Source organism: Candidatus Poribacteria bacterium, assembly GCA_028820845.1.
Taxonomy (GTDB): domain Bacteria; phylum Poribacteria; class WGA-4E; order WGA-4E; family WGA-3G; genus WGA-3G.
The window spans coordinates 45230-66880 of record JAPPII010000010.1; the positions used below are offsets into that span (position 1 = coordinate 45230).

The following is a 21651-nucleotide window of genomic DNA, read 5'->3' on the forward strand; positions in this document are numbered from 1 at the left end:
GGAACATGGAAACTATTCTGATTGTAGACGATGAAAAAAATACGCTTAAGATGTTATCCCAGGGTCTCAAGATGCGTGGGTATCAAGCCCTGACGGCTGCCAGTGGTGAGCAGGCATTACAACAGTGCGCTAAGTCCGAGGTCAATCTTGTGCTCTTAGATATCCGCATGGAAAACGGTATGGATGGCATTGAGACGCTTGTAAAACTCCGGGAACTCTATCCAACGTTGAATGTCGTTATGATGTCGGCGCAACAGGATATCGAGATCGCTGTTAAGACGATGGAGCTCGGTGCAAAGCGGTACATCACGAAACCCATCAGTATTGATAAAATTTTATCCAATGTCCAACCGTTTTTGGAAATATCGCGCTTATCACAAGAAAACGAGATTCTGAAGTCACAAATCACGATAACCGATGAGATGGTGGGTGAGAGTGCCGCTGTTTCGTATCTCCGTTCACAAATTAAGCGAGTCGCTGGCAGCAAACTTGGGGTTCTGATTTCTGGGGAGAATGGCACAGGTAAACAACTGGTTGCGAACGCCATTCATCAACAGAGCAGACGCGCTGGGAAAACCTTTATCCCACTCAACTGTGCCGCCCTTCCCGATGAACTCATTGAGAGTGAACTTTTTGGACATGAGCGAGGCGCATTTACTGGTGCCGATTCGCAACGGAAGGGACGTTTTGAACTCGCACACGGCGGCACCCTCTTTCTTGATGAAATCGGCGATATGAGCCTAAAAGCGCAAGCCAAGGTACTCCGCGTCATCGAGACCGGCGAAGTTGAACGCCTCGGTGGTAACCAGATTCGGACGGTCGATGTCCGAATTATTACAGCGACTAACAAGCGACTTCCAGAAGAAATTGAGAACGGACGGTTCCGGCGCGACCTCTTCTATCGACTTAACGTTGTGCCTATTCAGGTCCCGCCGCTTCGCGAACGGATGGAGGATATCCCGGTGTTAGTCAAATATTTTGCTGAGCGTTTGCAGCTGGATATGGGGTCCACGCCAAAGGTCATTGATCCAGCAGCTTACGTCGTATTTCAGAGTTACCATTGGCCCGGGAACATCCGAGAGTTGAAGAATATTGTTGAACGTCTCCTCATTATGGTGAATCGCGATGTCGTGATGGCACCGGATGTCGCTGAAGCGTTGTCTTTGACCCCTCAGCCCTCTCCACTTTACCCGGCGACTGCACCCTCCTTGGAGTCTCCTATGGGAATACCCCTCTACAAGCCGGGAATGGCACTAAGTCAGATGGTGGATGATGCCGAAGCGCAATGTATTCTTGCGGCTTTGGAAGAAAATAAGTGGAACATCCGGCGAACTTCAGAAGTATTAGAGGTTGAGCGGAGTAACTTGTACAAAAAGATGAACAAATACGGCATTTCCCGTCCAGACTCAGGGAATTAGGTTGGGGGATTTGTACTGACAATGCCACGGAAACATATCAGCGAAAACAGCGGGATAACTCGCCTCCAACTCCTTATCCTTATTATCATAGTTGTTTTGATTGGCGTACTCTCTTTTCCACCATGGTTAGAATATCGTAGAGTGAGCACGGCGGATATAGATGTCGAGACTATTGCTACTGCTATTAAAAAGTACTTCAGACACACGGGACATTATCCGACGAGTTTGAATGCATTGATGACGGATCCTGGTCTTGAAGGATGGCGTGGAAATTACTTGGAGTCTATCCCTGAAACACCTTGGGGCGGCAGCTACGCGCTCCTGCAGGACACCTATAAGGTCGGGATAGCGAAAGATCACCCCCGCGTGCCAGAAAAGTATCGCGTCGGCGGTGTCGCGGAGATCAGTCGCGTCTATCATGCCGACGCCCGTCTCGGTGAGCAGTATTGGTGGTGATTGGTTAGCAATTAGCAGTTAGTTATCAGCAGTTAGCGGTTTATCGTTGGGCGAAATCAACGGCATGAAGGTTTCCGTATGGCATTCCCCGCCTGCCGAGTTACTGACCGCTGAAAGTGGAGCGTAGCGGAACGCCCTGACTGCTGACCGCTATATAAAAATATGTGGATTTTTATTTTCGTGTTGGGTGCAGCAATCGGAAGTTTTCTCAATGTCTATATCTATCGCATTCCGCGCGATGGCATGTCGGTTCATTCGCCGCGCCGCTCTTTCTGTCCAGTATGCCAAGAGACAATAAGAACGTTTGACACTATCCCACTTTTAAGTTACCTGTTCTTACGCGGACAGTGCCGACACTGCAAAACAGGAATTTCGGTGTTGTATCCGTGTGTTGAACTCGCAACCGCACTCCTATTTCTTGTAATGTATTATCGCTTCGGGTTAACCCTTGAAGGTCTGCTTGCGCTCGTTTTTGTTTCGCTGCTCGTCCCGATTGCTGTCATCGATACGCAGCACTATATTATCCCAAACGTCCTTATAGTGGTCGGGTTGATTCTCGGTTTTGTTATTGTCTCTGGAATTGCGTATCAGCGCGGTGATGTCTGGTATCTGCTCATACGACTTATTGGTGCTGTTGTCGGTGGGACAGCGTTGTGGTTAATTGCCGTGATTGGGAGCGCGATTTTACGTAAAAAAGCGATGGGTGGCGGAGACATCAAGTTGATGGCACTCAACGGATTGTTCCTCGGCGCGTGGCCCGAACTGGCGATGGTCATCGCCTTCTCTGCTTTTAGTGGTGCGATTGTTGGAACGACGCTTATCATTTCTGGCATAAAAGACCGTCAAAGCCCTATTCCGTATGGTCCTTTTCTCGCCGGTGCCGCTGTGCTTGTGCTTTTATGGGGAGATAGCCTCTGGCAGACGTACTTGCAGTTTATGGGGTGGTATTAATGGGTTCTCAGTAGTCGGTTGTCGGTTTTCAGTTAAGAGAGATTTGGATTCATTTGTTGGAGGAAATATGAAGACCTTCCATACAATCATTTGTTTGCTAATGTTCTTTTTTACCTATCAGATTGTCTATGCGCAACAAGCACCTACTGCGGGTTTTGTTGATTTGGAAATGCCTCTGGAGGAAGCACTTACTAAAATTACTTTTATTGTTACGCGGTTAAGTGGTGAAGGCAGCAATGAAGTTGTTAGCAGTGAAGTTGTTTTTGAAGGTGAAGGCGTAATCCGGGAAAAAGACTACATAGAACTACGTATACCGCACGACTTTGGGGAGCGTGTCGCCTACAGTATCTATACGCTCCTATCTAAATATGCTGTTGAAAGCAATCGGTATATTTTTGTGCCTTTTTCTAAGTGGAATGGTAGTTCACGTTCAACGGTGTTTTGGTATTTCTATGTAGTAGATAAAAAAACGCTCAGAATTGTTGATGGAATTCGCCTGGGGGGGTTCTTGCGCATTGAGGATGTCGTTTTAGCCGATGCGTTCACCAATACTGTGTCCATTACTTATATTAGGGGAGGGAGCTCGAGGGGTGAAGTTGTATATGACCCCGATAAAGCAATCAAAAGACATCTTCGGATGATAGAAGGTAAATTTCGAGATGTGGAAGATCCTTTAAGTCCGTCCGATCCTGATATGATGTTCGTTCGGGCAGGCACGTCTTGGATGGGAAGCCACGATGACGATGCGGCGGACGATGAAAAGCACCTGCACATCGTCTACCTTGATGCATTTCATATTGACAAATACGAAGTGACGAATGCACAATATAAGAAATTTGTTGATGCGAACCCACGGTGGCAAAAGGATCGTATTCCTGAAAAGTATCATGATGGAGATTATCTGAAACATTGGAATGGGAACAATTACCCATCAGGCAAAGGTAACCATCCCGTTGTTTATGTGAGTTGGTACGCAGCAATGGCATACGCCGAGTGGCGTGGGAGACGCCTTCCGACAGAAGCAGAATGGGAGAAGGCTGCGCGCGGAGGTCGTCATCCTATTAAATACCCGTGGGGTTCTTCTCCTGATTTGAACAAGGCAAACTACGGTGGGAAAATTGGCGATACTACCCCCGTTGGGACCTACGAGGCGAATGGATATGGTTTATACGATATGGCAGGCAATGTTTGGGAATGGTGTCTTGATGAATACGATGCAGGTTTCTATTATATTTCTCCGTATCGTAATCCTGTTGCAGGTGGGACTGTAGATAGTATTTTATCTGATTGGACGAATGTTAAAAACGTCCGTGTGCTACGCGGCGGTTCTTGGGTCAGTGATGTCCAATTTATGGTAGTTTCTGATCGGACGCGGTTCACACCTCGGATCACGAACAATGCCCGTGGATTCCGTTGTGTGAAACCTGTAACACCTGATCTTGCTACAGAGAACGGCAAGCCGATCAGTAAACAAGTTGCCATAACATCGCAGAGTTCTGGAGTTTTTTTTCAATTGGTTGAGCCCATAAAGTTTGCCAATGACACCGTGGTGACATCTATCTCTAAAACTGGTATTGACACCCTCCGGGATTTACCAGTTCGCCTTGGGGAGAATGAGCATATTAATGGGATAACGATAAAGAACGAAAAAGGCGAAAAGATCCATGTGCGAACGTGTAGAGAGTATGATGCCGCGCTTAAGCATGGCTATCAGCCCGACTCGACCTTTAAAATAAAAATGTCTGTTTGGTTTGAGCATCAATGTGGTTTGCTAAAGGCTTTGGAGATGGCAACTGCTCCCCAGCGAAGTTACATATCAAATCCTAATGTGGGGATAGCGAACTTAGATTTACTCCCCTTTGCTATCTTCCCAGCAGGAAGAGAGTTGGACGCGACCTATCAGGAAAAAATTGAAAACGAAGCACTCGTGGTTAGAGCAAGGAATCGAAATCATTTGGTCACTGAAGGGAAAGGAATCAGACAATCGTTAAAGGAAATAGTCCGTGCTGACTTTAACAACGACGGTATTGAAGACATTTTGCTCTTTGAATATCACCATTACATAAAAGGGACCCTGGGAAATGGAGAGATTATTATCTTAACCCGTAAATCAATGGATGAAAAATTTGAGGCAGTGCGACCCCTAAATCCGATGCCAGATTGAGAGTTTAAATTGTAGCAGATTGTAGAATTACTTAGGTACTTTGCAATTAACTATCCAATAGAGTATAATTCAATTCCATAAGGAGGATCTAACGTATGGATGTTAAAGACGCGATTCTTTCAAGACGCACGATTTTTAAGTTTGAACAGAAACCGGTGCCAGATGATGTCATTGAACAGGTTTTCAGTTTTGGGATATGGGCACCGAATCACCATGTCACCGAACCGTGGCGTTTTATCGTGATTGGCGAGAAAACGAAACTAACCCTTGCAGATCGCTATCGCGAGATCAAGATGGAAGATACGCCTGACCACGTTGATGCCGAAAATCTTAAGAAAATCGGTGAACTGGCTTACGAGAAATTCATGTCGAAGCCGACGATTATCGCTGTTTCTTGCGTACAAGAAGGGGACGAGCAACGTAAACGCGAAGATTATGCCGCTGCCTGCTGTGCGATGCAAAACGTCCAACTCGCCGCATGGGATGCCGGAGTCGGAATGCAGTGGAGTACGGGCAGGATCACGATGGAAGAGAATACCTATCAATTGCTCGGCATTGATTCTTCACAAGAGTATATTATCGGCTTCTTCTACACGGGTTACCCCGCCGACATCGGCGCACCGAAGCGACAACCCGCAGGCGATTTCATCCGTTGGGTGGCATAGACCGAGACTATGAGGAATCTCCATGGAAGAGCAAAACAGGGATAGACGATCATCAATGTTCACAGTCCGGAATGCCGAGAACGCGATGATCGCATTCACAATTTTTGCGCTGTTCTGTCTGTTGATGGTGCTCTTCCATGAGATGTTGGTCGCAAGTCAAAATTTTGTTGGTGCACTTTACAGTGTTGCAAGGAATATCTCAAAGATTATGTCAGGGGCAACATTACTGACGATATTTGAGGAGGCAATTGACATCATGTTTCAACGTATTAGGGATACTCTGAAAAAGGAGAGAGAACTTAAAGCGCAAGCTATAGCCGAAGGTAAAGCCGAAGGTAAAGCCGAAGGTAAAGCCGAAGGTAAAGCCGAAGGTAAAGCCGAAGCCTACCAAGAGGTGGCTGAGTGGAATCGCCGCAGAATGGCAGCGGAAGCCCGCGGTGAAAAATTCACAGAACCACCTCCTGGATTACCGCTAAATCGTTAACTGATACGCTGCTTTGGCGTTCTGCCAGAAGAACTTCGCTTTGACTGCATCGCCTTTCGCGCTGAAGTAGTCGTTCACAATCTTTTGGACGACTTCGTAAGATGCGAAGCGTTCAGAGACGGGCCAATTGCTTCCGTAGATGAGCCGGTCTTCACCAAACGCGTCCCACAAGACATCTATCGTTGGGGTGTAATAGGCGACATCGGTTGGCGCGGGAATTTGCCCGGTGTGTTCCGCTAACCCCGATACCTTACAGTAGATGTTCGGATAGCGAGCCACCTCACGGATTGCTGAGACCCATGCTGCATCAGGCGGTTGTTCGGATATGCGTGCCCCGGCAATATGATTGATGACAATCCGCATTTCCGGTGTATGCTCGACCAGCGTCGGTAAGATGGATAAGGCTTCGGGGTTAATTAGCAGATCCAAGGTGAGTTCCTTCGCTGCTAACTTTTCAATACTCGCCAAGAACGTTGGGTCACCGATTGTCCGTAGGTGTCCGCTGCCGAGACGTATCCCGCGAAAAAGTGGATTCGCGGAAAACCGGTTCAGATTATCCTCAAAATCAGCTGTCGGTTCCAAATGTCCCACGAACCCGACAATGAAAGGTTCTTCTGCGGCGAGGTCAAGAATCCACCGGTTATCCTCAAGCCATTTGCTTGCCTCAACAACAACGGTGCCTGTTACGCCTTCAGGGACTGCGAGGATTTTGTAGTCTTCGGGCATAACGCGTCGGTAGAGGACTTCATCGTTCGGATTGGGCCACGGCACGCCTTCAGGACGTGTCGGATCGTAGAAATGCGTATGTGTATCAATAATCATATTTTTAACTATTGCTCCTGGGCATCGTTCCACTACGTTTCACGATGATTTTCGGTTAATTTAGAAACATTTTGAAATCCAAAATAGGTTCATAATTTAACGTGCGTTTGAAAAAAGATTAATTGGTAAGTTTCTGTGCATAATGCTGTTTTTTTCTTTTGTATTAATGTTAGGCTTTTCATCGTAGTTGGACTCTTAACCTATTTGCTATCGGGATGTAATCCGTCCGATCAGGCACAGCAACAGCGGCGCGAACTTCAACGTGATGCTTTGCGGCTTGAAATGGGACAGGCACTCAACCCGACAGATGCGGAGGGGTACATCCAACTCGGAAAAATCTATCGCGAATTGGGTGAGTACGAGAAAGCACTGGACGCGTTTCAGGGTGCTATCGCACTTGATGACGAGCACGCACACGCCTACAACAATCTCGGTCTGGTTTATATTGATCTCGGTCTGTATGTCCTCGCTATTGATATGTTCCAGGCCGCGCTTGAGTTCGATCCCGGAAATCCTGCCTTCTATAACAACCTCGGCTATGCGTACGATAAAACCGACCAATTTGCTGAAGCTCTCGCCGCCTTTCGTACCGCAATTGAAGAAGATCCAACCTTCGTTGATGCCTATAACAACCTCGCGGATGCGTATCTCTACCGCGAAATGTATCAGGAGGCTATCCAGCAGTATGAAGCAGCCCTTGAAATAGAAGCCGGGGACGCTGATGTCTATTTCAATCTCGGTTTCGCTTACGAGGAGACTGGGGAATTCCTCCGCGCCATCCAGTCCTATGAAAGAGGTATATCCCTCGATAGCAGCGACGCAGAGGCATATTATCGCCTTGCACAGGTGTATGAGAAAAATGGTGACACACTCATGATGCGTCGTTATCTGGAGGCGTTCTTAATGCGCGCGAGGGATATTCCATACCTCCAAGAGCAGGTTCGCACCGCTGAGGAACTGCTGGATAGGTAGTGTCCTTCCGCAGAATTAGCAGGAATTCCGATTTCATACCATCCGGGTTCTTGTTTTTCCGCGCCCCGAAAAGTTTTCGTGTCTGAATCCGATCCTCGTAAACCTTTTCAAACGTAAACCCGCGTTCCGTAAAATACTCCGCTAATATCCGCCACAATTCGACCGTTATACCGTCAATTCGTGGATTGCCGACGAAGATACAGGCAGCAGCATTCGGTTTCAACTGATTCATTGCGTTTTCAAGGGCATTGACTGTGTGACAGAAATAGGAGTCCAACCGTTTTCGGAGATCCTCCCGCGTGAGCATCTCTCTGATTTTATTTAGCGTTTCTGTTTGAACAATCCGATCTGCCTTCCGATACGGGATTTCAAGCCGTGATAACTCTCTAACCTCTTCCTCAGTGTGTCCCAACCAAAACAGTTCCATCTTCGTCGAGCGGATATATTCTTGCGCTTGAAGATACGGGGGCGACGTTATCAAAGCATCACACGTCCACGGCACCGTAACGTAAGACGAATCCACCCCACCCTTAAACGCAACCTTACTTTCGGATGTATACTGTTGTGTGGACATCACGAAGTCGTTGAGGCTTTTTAACGTCTTCAAGGAGAGACTGTGAACCATTTCATCTAATTGGTCTCTCCAATTTTCCTTTAGCAGCTCCTCTACAGCTTTCAACTTACGCTTGGATCTCGCAAGTTTAGGAGTTCTGTCTTCTGTATAGGAGAACCGTTTGCCCGCCTTCAACAACGCTGATTTGATAATGTCGCAATAGATACTGTTGTCCGTGTTATTGATAAATCCCCAATAATAGGTCAATACCTCTAAAATTTCAGGCGGGTACCAGTAATCAACACTCGACCAATGCGGTATAAACTGGTGTTTGCTTTCTCTCATATCCTCTAATAGTTTGAACAAATCCGCTTCGCGCAGCCGCTCTTTTCCACGATAGACCTTCAATGGCATGATGTGGTTTAGAAGTAGATTCAAATCAAGGAGAAAGGTATTACGTTTGCACAGATACGCCTCAACCCCCACCGTTCCTGAGCCTGCAAACGGATCCACGATCCAATCGCCTTCCTTTGTGTAGGTCGTAATCGCATACCGAACAATCTGTGGAATGAATTTCGCAGGATAAGCAAAGATGGCATGTGTCAAATAGCCGGTGTCTTTGATTTCAGGGACGAGCTCTCGGAACGAAACCAACTCTATTTCGCCAGATGTAGAGTCGTTTCTTGGGAGCTGAGGTTCGGTGTCTGTCGGGAAAAGTGTGAACTGTTCTGGCGAATTATGGTTTGTCATTACTATTCCAATTCTTCTTCGGTGAGTTGAAAGTCGAAGACCGCTTCCCCATCTTCCGTTCCACCAACTTCCTCTTCCGTCAACTGAAAATCAAAAACCACCTCCGCCTCTTCAACTGATTCCGTCTCTGTGTCCGGCGTTACAGTGCCTTGGACTTGTTCTGTAGATTGTGAGGTCTCTTGTGTTTCGAGTTTCGGAGAACTTGCGCCGAGGATAGTCAGACCGACAATTCCTATGACACAGACGCTTGTGACCGTCAACGCGACTGGACGTTTCCAGAGAACAACCCGCTCGCTTTTGTCTAAAAACGGAAGGAGGAGCAATAGCACCATGCCGACTGTCGGGATGACAAACGTCCCAATGATCTCAAAGGGACCCTGGAAGTATTTCAGGAGTTGAAACAGAAATAGAAAATACCACTCGGGTCGCGGGTCATAATCCGCATTCGTCGGATCAGCGACATCTTCAAGCGGAACGGGAACAAATAGGGCGACAGATGCAAGGACTGCAAAGAGGATCAACATGCCGACAACATCTTCAAATACCTGATCGGGATAGAACGGTTTCCCAGTCTTCATCTCTTCTGGCGTGTTTTCCGGTTTACCTGAAGAACCGTAATATCGGACGAAGAAGAGATGCACACCGACCAAGCCGAAAGCTAACCACGGCAACCAGATGGTGTGAAGTGCGTAGAACCTCGACAGCGTCACGGCACCTATCTCTGCGCCACCGCGCATCACCTTCGCGACAAAATCACCTAACACGGGCGCAGTGCTGGCGATTTCCACACCGACAACCGTTGCCCAATACGCCTTCTCGTCCCACGGGAGCAGGTAGCCTGTAAATCCGAAACCGAGCACAATCAATAGTAGGAAAACGCCGAATATCCAGGTGAGTTCGCGCGGTGCTTTGTATGAACCGTAGAGAACAACACGGAGCAGATGCAGAAACACGATGATGACCATCGCGCTCGCGCCCCAATGGTGCAAGCCCCGCACGAAGGCACCGAACGGAACCTCTTCGCTGATATAGGTTACGGCGTTATGGGCGTGTTCGGGTGAGGGTGAATAGTATAACGCAAGGAAAGCACCTGTGACAGCTTGAAGGAGGAGCAGAAACATCGCCAAGCTACCGAGCGAGAATAGCAGATTAATATGTTTCGGCAGCGGTTTGCGGAGGTGTCTGTCCACCGACTCTAATGGAAGGCGTTCACGCATAAACGCCATCCACCCTTCCGACCTTCCATCCTTCCGACCTTCCATCCTGCTACGTCTCCTTCACGTATAAAATACCGGCTTCCACTTTGGTCTCGAGTCTCTGCAACGGCTCTGGCGGCGGACCCGCAACAACCGCGCCAGTCTTATCGAATATCGCACCGTGACACGGACAGAGGAAAGATTCCTTCTGCTCATCCCACCGGACGAGACAACCGAGGTGCGAACAGGTACGCGAGAAAACGCTCCACTCCCCATTGCCGGTGTCGGTTACATAGACGGAACGTTTTTTCGTCGCTTGAACCCAGCCGTCTTTCGCGGTGAAGGTGTAATCTACCTTTTTAAAGCGACTGTTTCTCAGCCGATCAGCGAGTCCCAAATCGACCCATTTCGATTCCGGCTTCTTAAAAGCAGGTGAGATCGCAAAACCGATGAGCGGAATTCCGGCGGCGAGGCTCAGAATTCCACCAATCAGTGCTGTTGCGAGTTCTAAAAATGAACGTCTGCTCTCTTTCTTCTCCATCGGTTTCTCCATGCACAACCTAACAGATCATGGGACAAAGATTAATTCTTCCGAGTTTGGCCTTCAAAGGGTGTACGGAGGTCGTAGCGTCCTTCTTCCAAGACGGGTAGTGTGCCGTCGTTAACCATAATTTCAAGCGGTAGTTCTTTCGTTTCCATCGGCATCGTGACGACGTTCTTAATTCGCAGCGACTCGTAGATAGCCAACATAATTTCAAGCGTATAGCGGGCTTGGACACCACTCCCGCGATGGTCAGAAATGTCACCCTCGATCCACTCAATGAGTTCCTGAAACTGGTTCTTAGGCTCTGGTGGCGGTGTGATCGTTTGCCATCCCTGTGCGTCTCCGTTTTGGAGGAGGATCGTGCCATCAGGACCGTTGCGAATCTGCCCTTCTGTGCCAGCAATTTGAGGCATTGAGACGGGTGGTTCCGGTAGGTCGCCTTCATAGATACCGCGTGCACCGCCTTCAAAGCAGACCAAACCCATACAGAGGTCTTCACAAATCGTCCGGCGTTCCCACCGGTCAGTGGTTCGGGATGTCTGTCCAATAACCCACAACGTTTCTGGGTCAGACAGCATGAATCGCCAGCCGTCGATAGCGTGTGTACCTGTATTGAGCAGTCCGGCGTGCTGTTTGGCGCGGTGATGGACGGTTGTCGGTTCGCCAATAGCTCCTGCAGCGACGAGTCGTCGTATTTCTATGTTTGCCGGTCTGTATCTACCTTGATGCCCGATGATGAGTTTGACGTTGTTTTCTTCGCAGGCGGCAATCATGGCATCGGCTTGTCCGAGCGAAGCTGCCATCGGTTTTTCTCCGATGATCCCTTTCACACCTGCCTTCGCTGCTGCGACAGTGGCTTCTGCTCGGGGGCCCTGCCACGTTGTGATGCTAACGATGTCCAAATCCTCTTTTGACAACATTTCGTCAACGTCGGTATAGGTAGCCGGAATGTCGTATTCATCAGCCGTCCGTTTCGCGGATTCCTCGAAGATGTCCATTGCTGCGACGACTTGGACATCGGGATTGTTTTTCCACGCTCTGGAATGGGACCTACCCATCCCCCCGCATCCGATGATTCCGATTCGGTATGTCTGGTTTGCCATCAGTTTCGCCTCCTTTTGTATTGATAAGGATTCTATCAATTTTTACCCTTTCGGTCAACAGAAAACTAAACGGCCCTAATCTTTCCTTCTGGGATGTGTAAAGTTTTCGACCCTAAATCCTCAAGAATATAAACCACCAACACATTTTAACTTGACAAAATTTAGCAAATATAATATAATATAGTATCCCTATCTTCAAAGGAGGACAGACGCCGTGAATCTCTCAACACTGAACATGTCAATAATACCATTAACCCGCTCCTGCAAAATGTTACACTTTTCGCCAAATTATTTTTTTTATAACAGAAAATTAAACATCAACAAACCCTTACGGCCACTATGTTCTCTAACGTTACACACTGGACACAAAATGTTACACCAGTGTAACATTTTTAAGGGTAAATTGCTCAAAAATATACTGTTAAGTTAATACTATATTCACAATAATATCATCCTGTAAATCCATAAATCCTGATTCTGAAGTAGTCAGCATCTTGACAAACTTTCGGAAGTGTGTAAACATAAGGAAAAACGAAAGGGAGTTCTTGTATGGCAGACTATCAAGATAAAGGTTCTCAGATTCGAGTGACAAACCTTGAGGCTTTCCCAATGGGTGTGAAAGCATACGTCAAGATTGAAACGAACATGGGGGTTACAGGTTGGGGCGAGATTAACAACATGGAGACAACCGTCACTTGTGCGTTGGCACGCTCCTTGTCGGAACTGATTATCGGAGAAAACCCGACGCGGATTGAGCATCACTGGCAACGCCTCTTCCGCGCACACCGAAACATCCGAGGTGGCGGTTTGATGGTGCATACTATCTCCGCGATTGATATGGCGTTGTGGGATATTGCTGGAAAGTTGTGGGGCGTGCCGGTGTATCGCCTGCTCGGCGGTCCCTGCCGAGATAAGATTTGGAAGTATCCGAGTCCGAAAGCGATCAAGACGGGACCGGGAGGTTCCAAACCTTTTGCTGGCACCCCCGATGAAATCGCCGATTTGGTGCAGCGCGTGCGGGATGCACGAGAGAAGGTCGGTTCCGACGGTGCAGTCATGTTTGACGCGCATAGCTGCCTACCGCCCCCTATCGTCAAACAGTTCGCCAGTTATCTGCAACCCGATGACCTGCTTTTCTTAGAAGAGGCGTGGGTGCCGGGCAACATTGAAGTGATGCGTAAGATCCGAGAGTCAGTCCCTGTCCCCTTAGCGACGGGTGAGCGCGATCGCACAATATGGGAGGTCCGCGAAATCCTTGAGGCGCAGGTGATTGATATCCTTCAACCCGATGTCGGACACGGCGGCGGTATTACACAGGTTAAAAAAGTCGCTGCGCTCGCCGAGGCGCATCACGTCCCGATCGCACCACACTGCACGATGTCCTACCTCGGTCTCACCGCAAGTTTTCACCTATCTGCTGCAGTGCCGTTTTTCCTGATCCACGAGGGTTATGAAAACGTCCTTCCAGACGGAGTCGCCCACAAAACGTGGGAGATGGATGAGGAAGGCTACGTTTCGCTGCCAGAAGGCCCCGGTTTAGGTGTTGAAGTAGATGAGGCAAAAGTGATTGAAGTCGGTCAAGAGGCGGGAAGGCGGTTTACTTGGCCCGATAATAGATTAGCGGATGGCTCCATCGCGGATTATTAGAATTTCCCATCATAGTGTTCTGTCACATCTAAACTGAGAGGTAGTTCGTAGTAGGGCAATTCATTGCCCGTTTCTGACGTGCGATAAATCGCACTACTACGAACCAGGGTTTCCCCATCATTTGAAGGTTGACAGACTAATAGTTATAGGAACACTTTGATGAGGTAAAAAAATAATTCGGTAGTGTTCCAACTCTGGATGCCCGAACTTGTTCGGGGCTGTTTCGCTCACCCGCGTCCCAACAAGTTGGGGCATCCAAGAAAATTATCGATCCCTCTATGTATTCCTCTATTTCCCTCCATAGCAAAAAATTTTGCATAAAAATTCATTTTATGCAACCTTTCCACCCTTAAAATCCCACTTAACATCACAAGGCAATATTCTTTAGGAGATGGTCATGAAAAACGACGATATTGATCTGATTCATCGTATCTTGTCAGGTGATGAAGATGCGTTCACTACATTGATGCAAAAGCACCGACGTTGGGTGTATTCACTTGCATGGCGTGAGATTGGTGATTTTCACGCGGCGCAGGAGATTACGCAAGATACCTTTATCCAAGCTTTTAAGTCGCTGCCGAGTTTAAGAGATCCGAATCGTTTTTCTGGGTGGTTGCATGCGATAGCGAAGCGTCAATGCGTTGCGTGGCTACAAAAGAAGCCGATTGCGATGCAGTCCCTGGATACGCTGCCGAAAGCCGAATTGGAACAGTTGTTTTATACACAGTACCTTGAAGAGGAACGGATACAGGCATCAACGGCTGATTTGCGAGAAGTTGTGGAATATCTCCTGCAAAAGTTACCCGTTGGTGAACGTTCTGTAATGGTTCTGCACTATTACAAAGGCTTGACCTGTGAAGAGATGAGTGAGCGTTTAGAGGTGTCGTTGAATACAGTGAAAAGTCGTTTATATCGTGCAAGGAAGCGATTAGAGAAGGAGGAATCAATGCTTCGAGAAAACGTCGGTCCGAACCTATTGAGAAGTGAGCCGCGCCGCGTTGACATTCAGACGACTGCGGCAACGGAAACGGGTGATCATTTGGCAGAAGGCGGTTTTAACTTCAACCAAACTTCTAAGGTCTTTACATCTTCTGGCTTTCACACGAAAGGTTGGGGTGGCGGCGATCCATCGCCGATGTACATGTTACTGCACTATCTCACCCACGGTTGGATTGACCTTTTTAAATTTCCTTTGGTTTCGGGTAGTTCGTGGGAACAGGAAGGCGGTTGGAAATCACGAGGGACAGCAACCGTTGAGGCTTATGAAACGGTAAATGTATCCGCGGGCACTTTTCCAATGTGCCTGAAGCATAAGACTGTTTTCACGGATGCTGATGTAGAAGATACCAACGCTGAGTTGCGAAGTGCGCTTGTAAACGGGACGCGTTATCTGTGGTTTGCCAAAGGTGTTGGACTCGTGAAGATGCGTTATGAACATTCCAACGGTGTCGCAACAGAAGCCGAATTGCTTAAATACGAAACGCCGACGCAGCAAGGCGAAACGTACTTTCCTGTTCAGATAGACACGCAGTGGACATACAAGTGGCATAATACCTATCGCGATAAAGCGGTTATTGAGGTGTGGCGTGTCATCAGGAATTTCCGTCAACTTGAGGATGCTGGTAACCCGGTGCAACTTGAATCGGCAAGATATGAGGTCAGTGTTGATGCGAATGAGCCGCGCGTAGCGAATGTCAAGTGTATCCTAACGCCAAAAAGCGGCGGTGGTACGAAAAATGACCGAAAGCGTTTGTTTTTTTCTATGAGTCGTTTTGGTACCGATTGGTTGTACGATGGATATGCCCGTTCTCTTAGAGATGTGACGGCTACTGATGCGAAAGGTAAAGCACTGGTTGTAGAAGAGATTGCCAAAACGCAGTGGGTCGTTGAAACACGTGATGCATCGCCTGTGACACTCCAATACAAAGTGTTGCTGGATCACGATGAACGGGATTGGCCCTTTGGTAGAGACGAAGCTCCGTATGCCCAAGACGATTGTATTTTCTGGCCCGGATATGCGCTGTTTATCGTTGGTGAGGTGGACGATATTGAACTGTCTGTTGATGTACCTGATAATTGGTCCGTCTCGACCCCTTGGGAGCGGATTGAACCCAACGGACACCGTTTTGTTTGTAAAAATCAAGACGATCTGATGTATGCGTACCTCGTGCTTGGTGAACATTCTGAGCGTCTGGTAAGTTCAGGAGAGGCAGAGATTGTGCTTGCACTGGGGGGACGCTTTAAAGCTTCAATGGATAAAGTTGCGTCTGCTGTCGAGGCAATTCTACAGGCATATTCAGGCATATTTGGTGGAACCCCGAAAGGCAGCATGCTATTTGTCATGAATCCTTATGGCGGGGAAGAATACCGCAGCGGTGGGGCATCAGAAAGAAGCATCACGGCTCTGATCGGTGGCGCATTGGACGACGGCAGAGCGGATTTTTGGGGACCCTTGGTTGCAAATGTGATTGGTTATATCTGGAACGGAAAAGTTATTCATTTTGCTGAGCAGGAGTATGGGTTCAGCGAAGTTAATGAACAGGAGTATTGGTTCAGCGAAGGTTTCAGTAAGTATTATTCAAGTGTTATCTGTACTCGCCTCGGACTTATTTCTGAAGGCGATTTTCTCAGGAGTCTTGAACTTGCATGGGAATCGTATCTGTCTCAACAGGGCGAACGCTCCATTCGAGAGGCCGGTGAAGATAAATTAGCCAATCGAGAACTCGTCTACGACGGTGGGCGTTTAATCGCTGCCGCACTGGATTTACAGATTCGTAATCTAACGAAAAATCGAAGCAGTTTGGACGATGTGATGCAGCAGATGTATCGAGAGTTTGGTCTCACCGATACTGCGTACACGATGGACGATGTCATCAGGATCGTCAGCCAAGTTGCGGGTGAAAACTTTGAACCTTTCTTCAGCAAATACGTGACGGGGACGGAAAGGTTACCGTTAGAGGAATACCTTAAGGACGTGGGTGTGGATGTTGAGATAGACCTTGGAGAACGGCTCCCGAAACTTGGGTATATCATCCATGAAATGCTGGGTATCGGTTCATTTGGGGGACCGCCGGGTGGCGGCATGTTCATCCATCGATCCCGAAAGTTTCAGGATGATGACAGGCTGATAGGTATTGACGGCACACCGGTGAAGACGCGTGACGACATTAGAAGGGCTGCCAAAGATTGGAAATCTGGGGATGTGGTGAGGTTGACACTTGAAAGAGAGGGAGCAGAGATTGTCTTGCCTGTTACATTAGAAGGGGATCCGTCTAAAGAACCGCCATTGGAGTCGGATGTTACTGATGTCGCTATTAGAAAAAAAACGGATAACACAGAGTCGCAACGTGCAATTTGGTCGGGAATCTTAGGTGAGGATCAGTGATTTTGTAATGAGGTGAGTTTATGCATACACTTTGGCTAATTATCCAACGAGAATTCGTCTCAAATGTGTTGACATCCCGATTTATGATTGGGTTTATCGTGTGTCTGCTTTCAACTGCCGTTGCTGTTTTCGTCCAAGTGGACGATTACGAAAAACGTTTGGCGGGATATAACACCGCGATACGGGAGGCACAAGAGGAAACTCGGACATGGGAGCTCTATGTTGACATCAAGCCGAAAGCGCACCGAAAACCAAACCTGCTCGGAATATTTAACGTAGGGACAGAGAACTTCGGGGCAAATACGGTCACCGTTGAACTCTCAAAACCCATCTTTGAATTCATTACTTTCCCTATCTGGTTGCCCCCGACGCAAAAGCGGGGTTCAGACAACCCCTTCCTTGCCATGTTCCTGGCTGTTGATGTGGTTTTCATCTTCAAAATCGTTCTCAGTGCTTTGGCGATTCTGTTCGCTTACAACACAATTTCGGGTGAGAGAGAGGATGGCACGTTGAAACTTGTGTTATCCAATGCGGTACCGAGAGATGTAGTCGTGCTGGGGAAATACCTTGGTGGAATGTTATCGCTGTTTCCTATCATCTTGGTGAGTTTACTCGTGGTCCTGTTAATATCTTTCGCTTCACCAGTTACCGCTTTTGATGGAAACGACATCGCACATATCATCTTAATATTTGGTGTTTCGTTGTTGTACGTGTCAACGTGGTATCTTTTAGGGTTTGTCCTATCCGTTTGGACGAAGGAAGCGGCGACAACGTTAATTCTTTCGATGTTTATTTGGGTGATTCTGACGAGCGTTCATTCAAATGTAGTGACGTTTGCAGTGGAGAAGTTCCCGCCACATCCATCTAAATCCGAACAGTCGGTCCTTCAGCCCGCCTTTGATGTCTGGGATCAGTTCAGAAAGGAACGGGATGCCTACGTTAAACAGCGGGGCTATGATGATTTGAAAGAGTCAATTACTTGGGAACCTGAGACATCTTCAACGGGAACGAGGTCTGGTTCTATGTCTGGGGGCTATTTCTTGACAGAGAGTTATAGCGTCAACAGTGTTAGTAAAGCGGATACCTCTATCTTCCAGGAGATTTTAGGCTATCAGGAACAACTTCGGGTTACATACGCGAACAAAGCGGAGGAAATTCTCAAAGAACCTGCGGAAATTCGAGAGCGAAATGTGAGATTCGCAGACGCGCTCTCGCGTATTTCCTTCGCGGATGTTTATAATTTCGCTGTTGGTGCGATAGCGGGGACCGATCGGCAGCGTTATAACGATTTTATTGCCGACTCCAGAGCCTATAAACGCGAGATTGTTGAGTATTTGAAGGATAAGAAGGCGTTTTCGTCGCGAGCATGGTTTTCCACGGATAAGGGTGCTGCGGAATTGACAGATTTACCGGTTTTCAAGCATCGGCGGCTTTCCCTTTCTGAAAGTTTTTCACAGGCATCAATGGATGTTTTGATATTGTTGGCGTGGAATATTGTTCTGTTCATGACGGCTTATGTATCCTTCCTACGGTATGATATGAGTTGAAAGGAGGAGAGACGAATGATTCTACACATTGCGACGAAAGAGATACATCACAATCTCACGACCCTCCGATTTGCCTTGATGATTATTCTTTTGCCTCTCCTGTTTTTGGCGAACGCGTTGATATACAGTTTAGGCGGTTACGGCTATACCACGCAGATTAATACCTATAATCGACAGGTGGAACAGAAGAGAAAGCATATTAAAAATCACGCGGATACGAGTTTGGCGGAGTTAGCACTCAGGGGCCCTGGAGAGATTCCGAAGTTTCCGAGCCCAATGACTTTCTGTGCGGATGGAACTGATGAGCTCGTCCCGCGTTTTGTCAAGATGACCGGCGAAGGATCGTCCAGCCGCAGCGGTCAGAATCAAACTGAGGATTACGGATGGACACCGCCGTGGACACTGGAGTATCCTTTGCAGAGTAAAGTCGGGGGCGCGATGCAGCGGATTAAGATTGACTGGGTCTTCATCGGGGGCCTCATGAGTTTCTTTGCGATTTTATTCACTTTTGATGCGATCGCTGGGGAGAGAGCCCGCGGCACGCTGAGCCTCATAATGTCTAATACTGTCTCGCGCAGCCAAGTGTTATTAGGTAAATACCTCGGAGCGTTTTTGACCCTTATGGTTCCACTTGTAATTGGTATCCTGATGAACCTGTTGTTTATCCTTATTTCCCGGAATATTCCTTTTGCGTCGAGTGAGTGGTTGCGAGTTTTGGGGATGGTCGGGTTGTTTGCATTACACGTCTCTGTTTTCATCTTTCTCGGGTTGTTTTTCTCAAGTCGGGTTTCAAACGCAATCACAAGTTTAGTATGGCTCTTATTGACTTGGGTCTGCTTGGCGTTCGTATTTCCGAGTCTGCTTGGGACTTTTGTTGGCAATCTAAATCCGATTCCCTCCGTTGACGAAGTGTCAATGCAGAAAGATGTGCAGTTAAAACAGTTGAGAGATGAATACCGACCTTTTGGTGGGTCAGAATCTAAGTTAAGGAAGGCAGCAGCCATCGAGAATCCCGAAGCAACGCGACGCTGGGCGACCTACCTCACCAAAGAGATAGAGACGAAAACTCGATTTAATGATGGACAAATCGACCAGCAGTTTAAGCAGGTGCAGCTCGCCCGAGATATTACTCAAATCTCACCGATAACGACCTTCCAGTATGCAATGGAAGGACTTGCGAATACCGGCATCGTCAGTTATATGAATTTCGTCAAACAGGCGCGCCGTTATCGACAGACGTTCATAGATTTCATCGAAACCGAAGATCAGAGCGATCCGGAGAGTCTACACATCTATCCTGTAAAAGAGGGGTTGTCGCAGAAGCCGGTGAATCCAGCGGCGGTGCCGGTGTTCACAGAGCATATCTCGTATCGGAGTGTGTTATCTCAGGTCGGTTTGTTGGTGTTGTTTAATCTGCTATTTTTTATTATGGCGCAGGTTTCTTTTTTGATGAGTGAGGTAAAATAGCGGTCAGCGGTCAGGTCGCTATGCTTCAGCAGTCAGTAGTTCGTTTGTGGCGGGTGAAAACGTCCACAACTGATAGATGCTCTTACTGATTGCTGAGAGTGGCGGACGCAGCACGCAACGCCCTGATGACTGAACGCTAACTACTATTCAATCCACTCCATTGTTTCTCGGAGTTTTTCCTTTGCCCTTGCATGATCTCGGCGGGTTTGATAATAGACGCGTTGTGCCTCTGTAAATTGTGCTTGTGCTTGAAACGCATCGTTGTAGGTTAGACCTTGGTAACCGGGGATTTCGACGGTGACTTCATCCAGCACGCGTTCAATCGTCCGTAACTGTTGCTCGAAAATTCTCACCCGCTTTTCTTCAATTTCCATCCGTTCTCTTGCATTTGCCACCTCACGGTAGTCCCGTCGCACCTCTACACGGATTAACTTTGTTTTTTCGACGTACTCGAGCTGCATTCGCTCAAGTTCTGCGACTTCTCGGGAGCGAAGGTTCTTCGTCTTATTTCCATCGTATAACGGGATGTTGAACTTAAAACCCAGTTCCCATCCATCTTGGGTGCGTGGATTTGTCTCAAAGAGACTCGCGCCATCTCGTTCACGGTCAAGTATCACCGGATCATAGATGGCTTTTGCGTCCCACGTCTGGTTACCTGCTTGTTGCTCCAGGAGCACACTGAGATCCTTATAGCGTGCTTCAGCAGAGAGTTCAGGGAAGCGGTTCCAGATAGTCTCTCCGGCGAGACGTTCTTGACGCAACATATCGCCTTGTAAGTCGCGAAGGTCAAGACTATTGGTGATTGCGAGTTCAACGGCAGCTTCGAGCGTTACATCGTCGTCTGGAAGGGGGCGCGAAAGGACAACCTGTGCAAGTGGGTCAAGTCCAGTGAGACTGATGAGTTCAGCGGTATCCACGTCGAGTTGTCGTTGGAGTTCGTTGAGTGCGAGTTGCTGTTCTGAGAGTTCCAATTCTGTGTTGAGTTGCCTGAGAAATGGAATCCGCCTTTGGGTCTGTTCAATTTTTGTGCCTTCTAATTTCTTTTCGAGTTCCACCGCAATCGCACCCCGTTCTTTAATTTCTTCTTGCGTGAGAATAATATTATGCCAGAGATTCCGAACAGCGTAGACGATCTCCTTCTTGGCGCGTTCGTATTCAATTTCGGCTTTGCGAACCTCTTCCTGTGCGGCATCAAGACCTTGCGGGATTTCACCGAATTGCGCAAAGAGCATGCTCGCTTGTGCGCGAGTGAGATAGTCTCTGTCTTCGATGTCGCCATCTTTCTGTCTTTGATATTCGCCGGTGAGTCCGACCTGTGGGAGGTAAACAGCTTTAGAGACACGGAGGTTTGCCTTGGCGCGCTCGACAACTTTCTCTGCTTTTTTGACTGTTTCGTTGTTTTGTAAAGCGAGTGCTATTGCGCGTTCTGGCTGAAGTGAGACAAGGCGTTGTGCTGAGACGACACCCGCAATACTGAGAAACAGACACACTGCAAGTGCCGTCAACTTTTTGTTCATTCTCAAGCTC

The 21651-nt window shown here is 47.9% G+C and carries 17 protein-coding genes; 11 read left to right on the top strand and 6 right to left on the bottom strand.

Translation table 11 applies throughout. The features are described from left to right. The first annotated feature begins 5 nt into the window (after nt 1-5). The 6 genes from OXN25_02050 (at nt 6) to OXN25_02075 (ending at nt 6138) form a co-directional block, all read left to right on the top strand. Complete coding sequence (locus tag OXN25_02050; GenBank protein MDE0423632.1) at nt 6-1418, top strand: sigma-54 dependent transcriptional regulator; 1413 nt, start codon at nt 6-8, stop codon at nt 1416-1418. Nucleotides 1419-1439: 21 nt separating this feature from the next. Next, complete coding sequence (locus OXN25_02055) at nt 1440-1874, top strand: type II secretion system protein GspG (protein ID MDE0423633.1); 435 nt, start codon at nt 1440-1442, stop codon at nt 1872-1874. 162 nt (nt 1875-2036) lie between these two features. Next, a complete protein-coding gene (locus tag OXN25_02060; protein ID MDE0423634.1) occupies nt 2037-2825 on the top strand; it encodes a prepilin peptidase in 789 nt (262 codons plus the stop codon). 67 nt (nt 2826-2892) lie between these two features. Continuing rightward, nucleotides 2893-4989, top strand: coding sequence for a formylglycine-generating enzyme family protein (locus tag OXN25_02065; protein ID MDE0423635.1), 2097 nt, complete (start codon nt 2893-2895; stop codon nt 4987-4989). A 95-nt stretch (nt 4990-5084) separates the two neighbouring features. Next, entirely contained in the window at nt 5085-5654 is a 570-nt protein-coding gene (locus tag OXN25_02070; protein ID MDE0423636.1) for a nitroreductase, read from the top strand. A 22-nt stretch (nt 5655-5676) separates the two neighbouring features. Next, nucleotides 5677-6138 (top strand): hypothetical protein, encoded by a 462-nt coding sequence (locus OXN25_02075; protein ID MDE0423637.1) that lies wholly within the window; start codon nt 5677-5679, stop codon nt 6136-6138. On the opposite strand, the gene OXN25_02080 is transcribed toward OXN25_02075, so the two are convergent. Continuing rightward, nucleotides 6127-6960, bottom strand: coding sequence for an amidohydrolase family protein (locus OXN25_02080; GenBank protein ID MDE0423638.1), 834 nt, complete (start codon nt 6958-6960; stop codon nt 6127-6129). The genes OXN25_02075 and OXN25_02080 overlap by 12 nt on opposite strands. Before the next feature lie 135 nt (nt 6961-7095). Here OXN25_02080 and OXN25_02085 point away from each other — a divergent pair, with 135 nt between their 5' ends. Further along, complete coding sequence (locus tag OXN25_02085; GenBank protein ID MDE0423639.1) at nt 7096-7932, top strand: tetratricopeptide repeat protein; 837 nt, start codon at nt 7096-7098, stop codon at nt 7930-7932. On the opposite strand, the gene OXN25_02090 is transcribed toward OXN25_02085, so the two are convergent. From OXN25_02090 to OXN25_02105, 4 genes are read right to left on the bottom strand one after another with little or no spacing between them, the layout of a single operon-like run. Then, the gene (locus OXN25_02090; protein MDE0423640.1) at nt 7832-9235 is read right to left on the bottom strand and encodes a DNA methyltransferase; all 1404 of its coding nucleotides are present in this window, start codon (nt 9233-9235) and stop codon (nt 7832-7834) included. The genes OXN25_02085 and OXN25_02090 overlap by 101 nt on opposite strands. 2 nt (nt 9236-9237) lie before the next feature. Continuing rightward, nucleotides 9238-10497 carry a cytochrome bc complex cytochrome b subunit gene (locus OXN25_02095; protein ID MDE0423641.1) on the bottom strand — a complete coding sequence of 420 codons (1260 nt, stop codon included), beginning with the start codon at nt 10495-10497 and terminating at the stop codon, nt 9238-9240. Between the two features lie 4 nt (nt 10498-10501). Continuing rightward, nucleotides 10502-10972 (bottom strand): ubiquinol-cytochrome c reductase iron-sulfur subunit, encoded by a 471-nt coding sequence (locus OXN25_02100; GenBank protein ID MDE0423642.1) that lies wholly within the window; start codon nt 10970-10972, stop codon nt 10502-10504. A 41-nt stretch (nt 10973-11013) separates the two neighbouring features. Further along, nucleotides 11014-12078: a Gfo/Idh/MocA family oxidoreductase gene (locus tag OXN25_02105; GenBank protein ID MDE0423643.1), complete on the bottom strand. Its 1065-nt coding sequence runs from the start codon at nt 12076-12078 to the stop codon at nt 11014-11016. Nucleotides 12079-12627: 549 nt separating this feature from the next. On the opposite strand from OXN25_02105, the gene OXN25_02110 reads away from it, so the two are divergent. The 4 genes from OXN25_02110 to OXN25_02125 all read left to right on the top strand — a co-directional run bounded on the left by OXN25_02110 (nt 12628) and on the right by OXN25_02125 (nt 20124). Further along, complete coding sequence (locus OXN25_02110) at nt 12628-13725, top strand: mandelate racemase/muconate lactonizing enzyme family protein (protein MDE0423644.1); 1098 nt, start codon at nt 12628-12630, stop codon at nt 13723-13725. A 397-nt stretch (nt 13726-14122) separates the two neighbouring features. Further along, nucleotides 14123-17110: a sigma-70 family RNA polymerase sigma factor gene (locus tag OXN25_02115; GenBank protein ID MDE0423645.1), complete on the top strand. Its 2988-nt coding sequence runs from the start codon at nt 14123-14125 to the stop codon at nt 17108-17110. 20 nt (nt 17111-17130) lie between these two features. Then, on the top strand, nt 17131-18657 hold the full coding sequence (locus tag OXN25_02120) for an ABC transporter permease (GenBank protein ID MDE0423646.1): 1527 nt from the start codon (nt 17131-17133) through the stop codon (nt 18655-18657). Nucleotides 18658-18672: 15 nt separating this feature from the next. Further along, nucleotides 18673-20124, top strand: a complete 1452-nt coding sequence (locus tag OXN25_02125; GenBank protein MDE0423647.1) for an ABC transporter permease subunit — start codon at nt 18673-18675, stop codon at nt 20122-20124. A gap of 143 nt (nt 20125-20267) precedes the next feature. Here OXN25_02125 and OXN25_02130 read toward each other — a convergent pair whose 3' ends face one another. After that, nucleotides 20268-21641, bottom strand: a complete 1374-nt coding sequence (locus OXN25_02130; GenBank protein MDE0423648.1) for a TolC family protein — start codon at nt 21639-21641, stop codon at nt 20268-20270. Between the last annotated feature and the right edge of the window lie 10 nt (nt 21642-21651).

Excerpts from the sequence above, each read along its gene's own strand:
- OXN25_02120 (MDE0423646.1), top strand. The coding sequence starts at position 17,131 with ATGCATACACTTTGGCTAATTATCCAACGAGAATTCGTCTCAAATGTG.
- OXN25_02110 (MDE0423644.1), top strand. The coding sequence starts at position 12,628 with ATGGCAGACTATCAAGATAAAGGTTCTCAGATTCGAGTGACAAACCTT.
- OXN25_02075 (MDE0423637.1), top strand. The coding sequence starts at position 5,677 with ATGGAAGAGCAAAACAGGGATAGACGATCATCAATGTTCACAGTCCGG.
- OXN25_02055 (MDE0423633.1), top strand. The coding sequence starts at position 1,440 with ATGCCACGGAAACATATCAGCGAAAACAGCGGGATAACTCGCCTCCAA.
- OXN25_02090 (MDE0423640.1), bottom strand. The coding sequence starts at position 9,235 with ATGACAAACCATAATTCGCCAGAACAGTTCACACTTTTCCCGACAGAC.
- OXN25_02070 (MDE0423636.1), top strand. The coding sequence starts at position 5,085 with ATGGATGTTAAAGACGCGATTCTTTCAAGACGCACGATTTTTAAGTTT.
- OXN25_02065 (MDE0423635.1), top strand. The coding sequence starts at position 2,893 with ATGAAGACCTTCCATACAATCATTTGTTTGCTAATGTTCTTTTTTACC.
- OXN25_02050 (MDE0423632.1), top strand. The coding sequence starts at position 6 with ATGGAAACTATTCTGATTGTAGACGATGAAAAAAATACGCTTAAGATG.
- OXN25_02125 (MDE0423647.1), top strand. The coding sequence starts at position 18,673 with ATGATTCTACACATTGCGACGAAAGAGATACATCACAATCTCACGACC.
- OXN25_02095 (MDE0423641.1), bottom strand. The coding sequence starts at position 10,497 with ATGGAAGGTCGGAAGGATGGAAGGTCGGAAGGGTGGATGGCGTTTATG.
- OXN25_02105 (MDE0423643.1), bottom strand. The coding sequence starts at position 12,078 with ATGGCAAACCAGACATACCGAATCGGAATCATCGGATGCGGGGGGATG.
- OXN25_02115 (MDE0423645.1), top strand. The coding sequence starts at position 14,123 with ATGAAAAACGACGATATTGATCTGATTCATCGTATCTTGTCAGGTGAT.
- OXN25_02080 (MDE0423638.1), bottom strand. The coding sequence starts at position 6,960 with ATGATTATTGATACACATACGCATTTCTACGATCCGACACGTCCTGAA.
- OXN25_02100 (MDE0423642.1), bottom strand. The coding sequence starts at position 10,972 with ATGGAGAAGAAAGAGAGCAGACGTTCATTTTTAGAACTCGCAACAGCA.
- OXN25_02130 (MDE0423648.1), bottom strand. The coding sequence starts at position 21,641 with ATGAACAAAAAGTTGACGGCACTTGCAGTGTGTCTGTTTCTCAGTATT.
- OXN25_02060 (MDE0423634.1), top strand. The coding sequence starts at position 2,037 with ATGTGGATTTTTATTTTCGTGTTGGGTGCAGCAATCGGAAGTTTTCTC.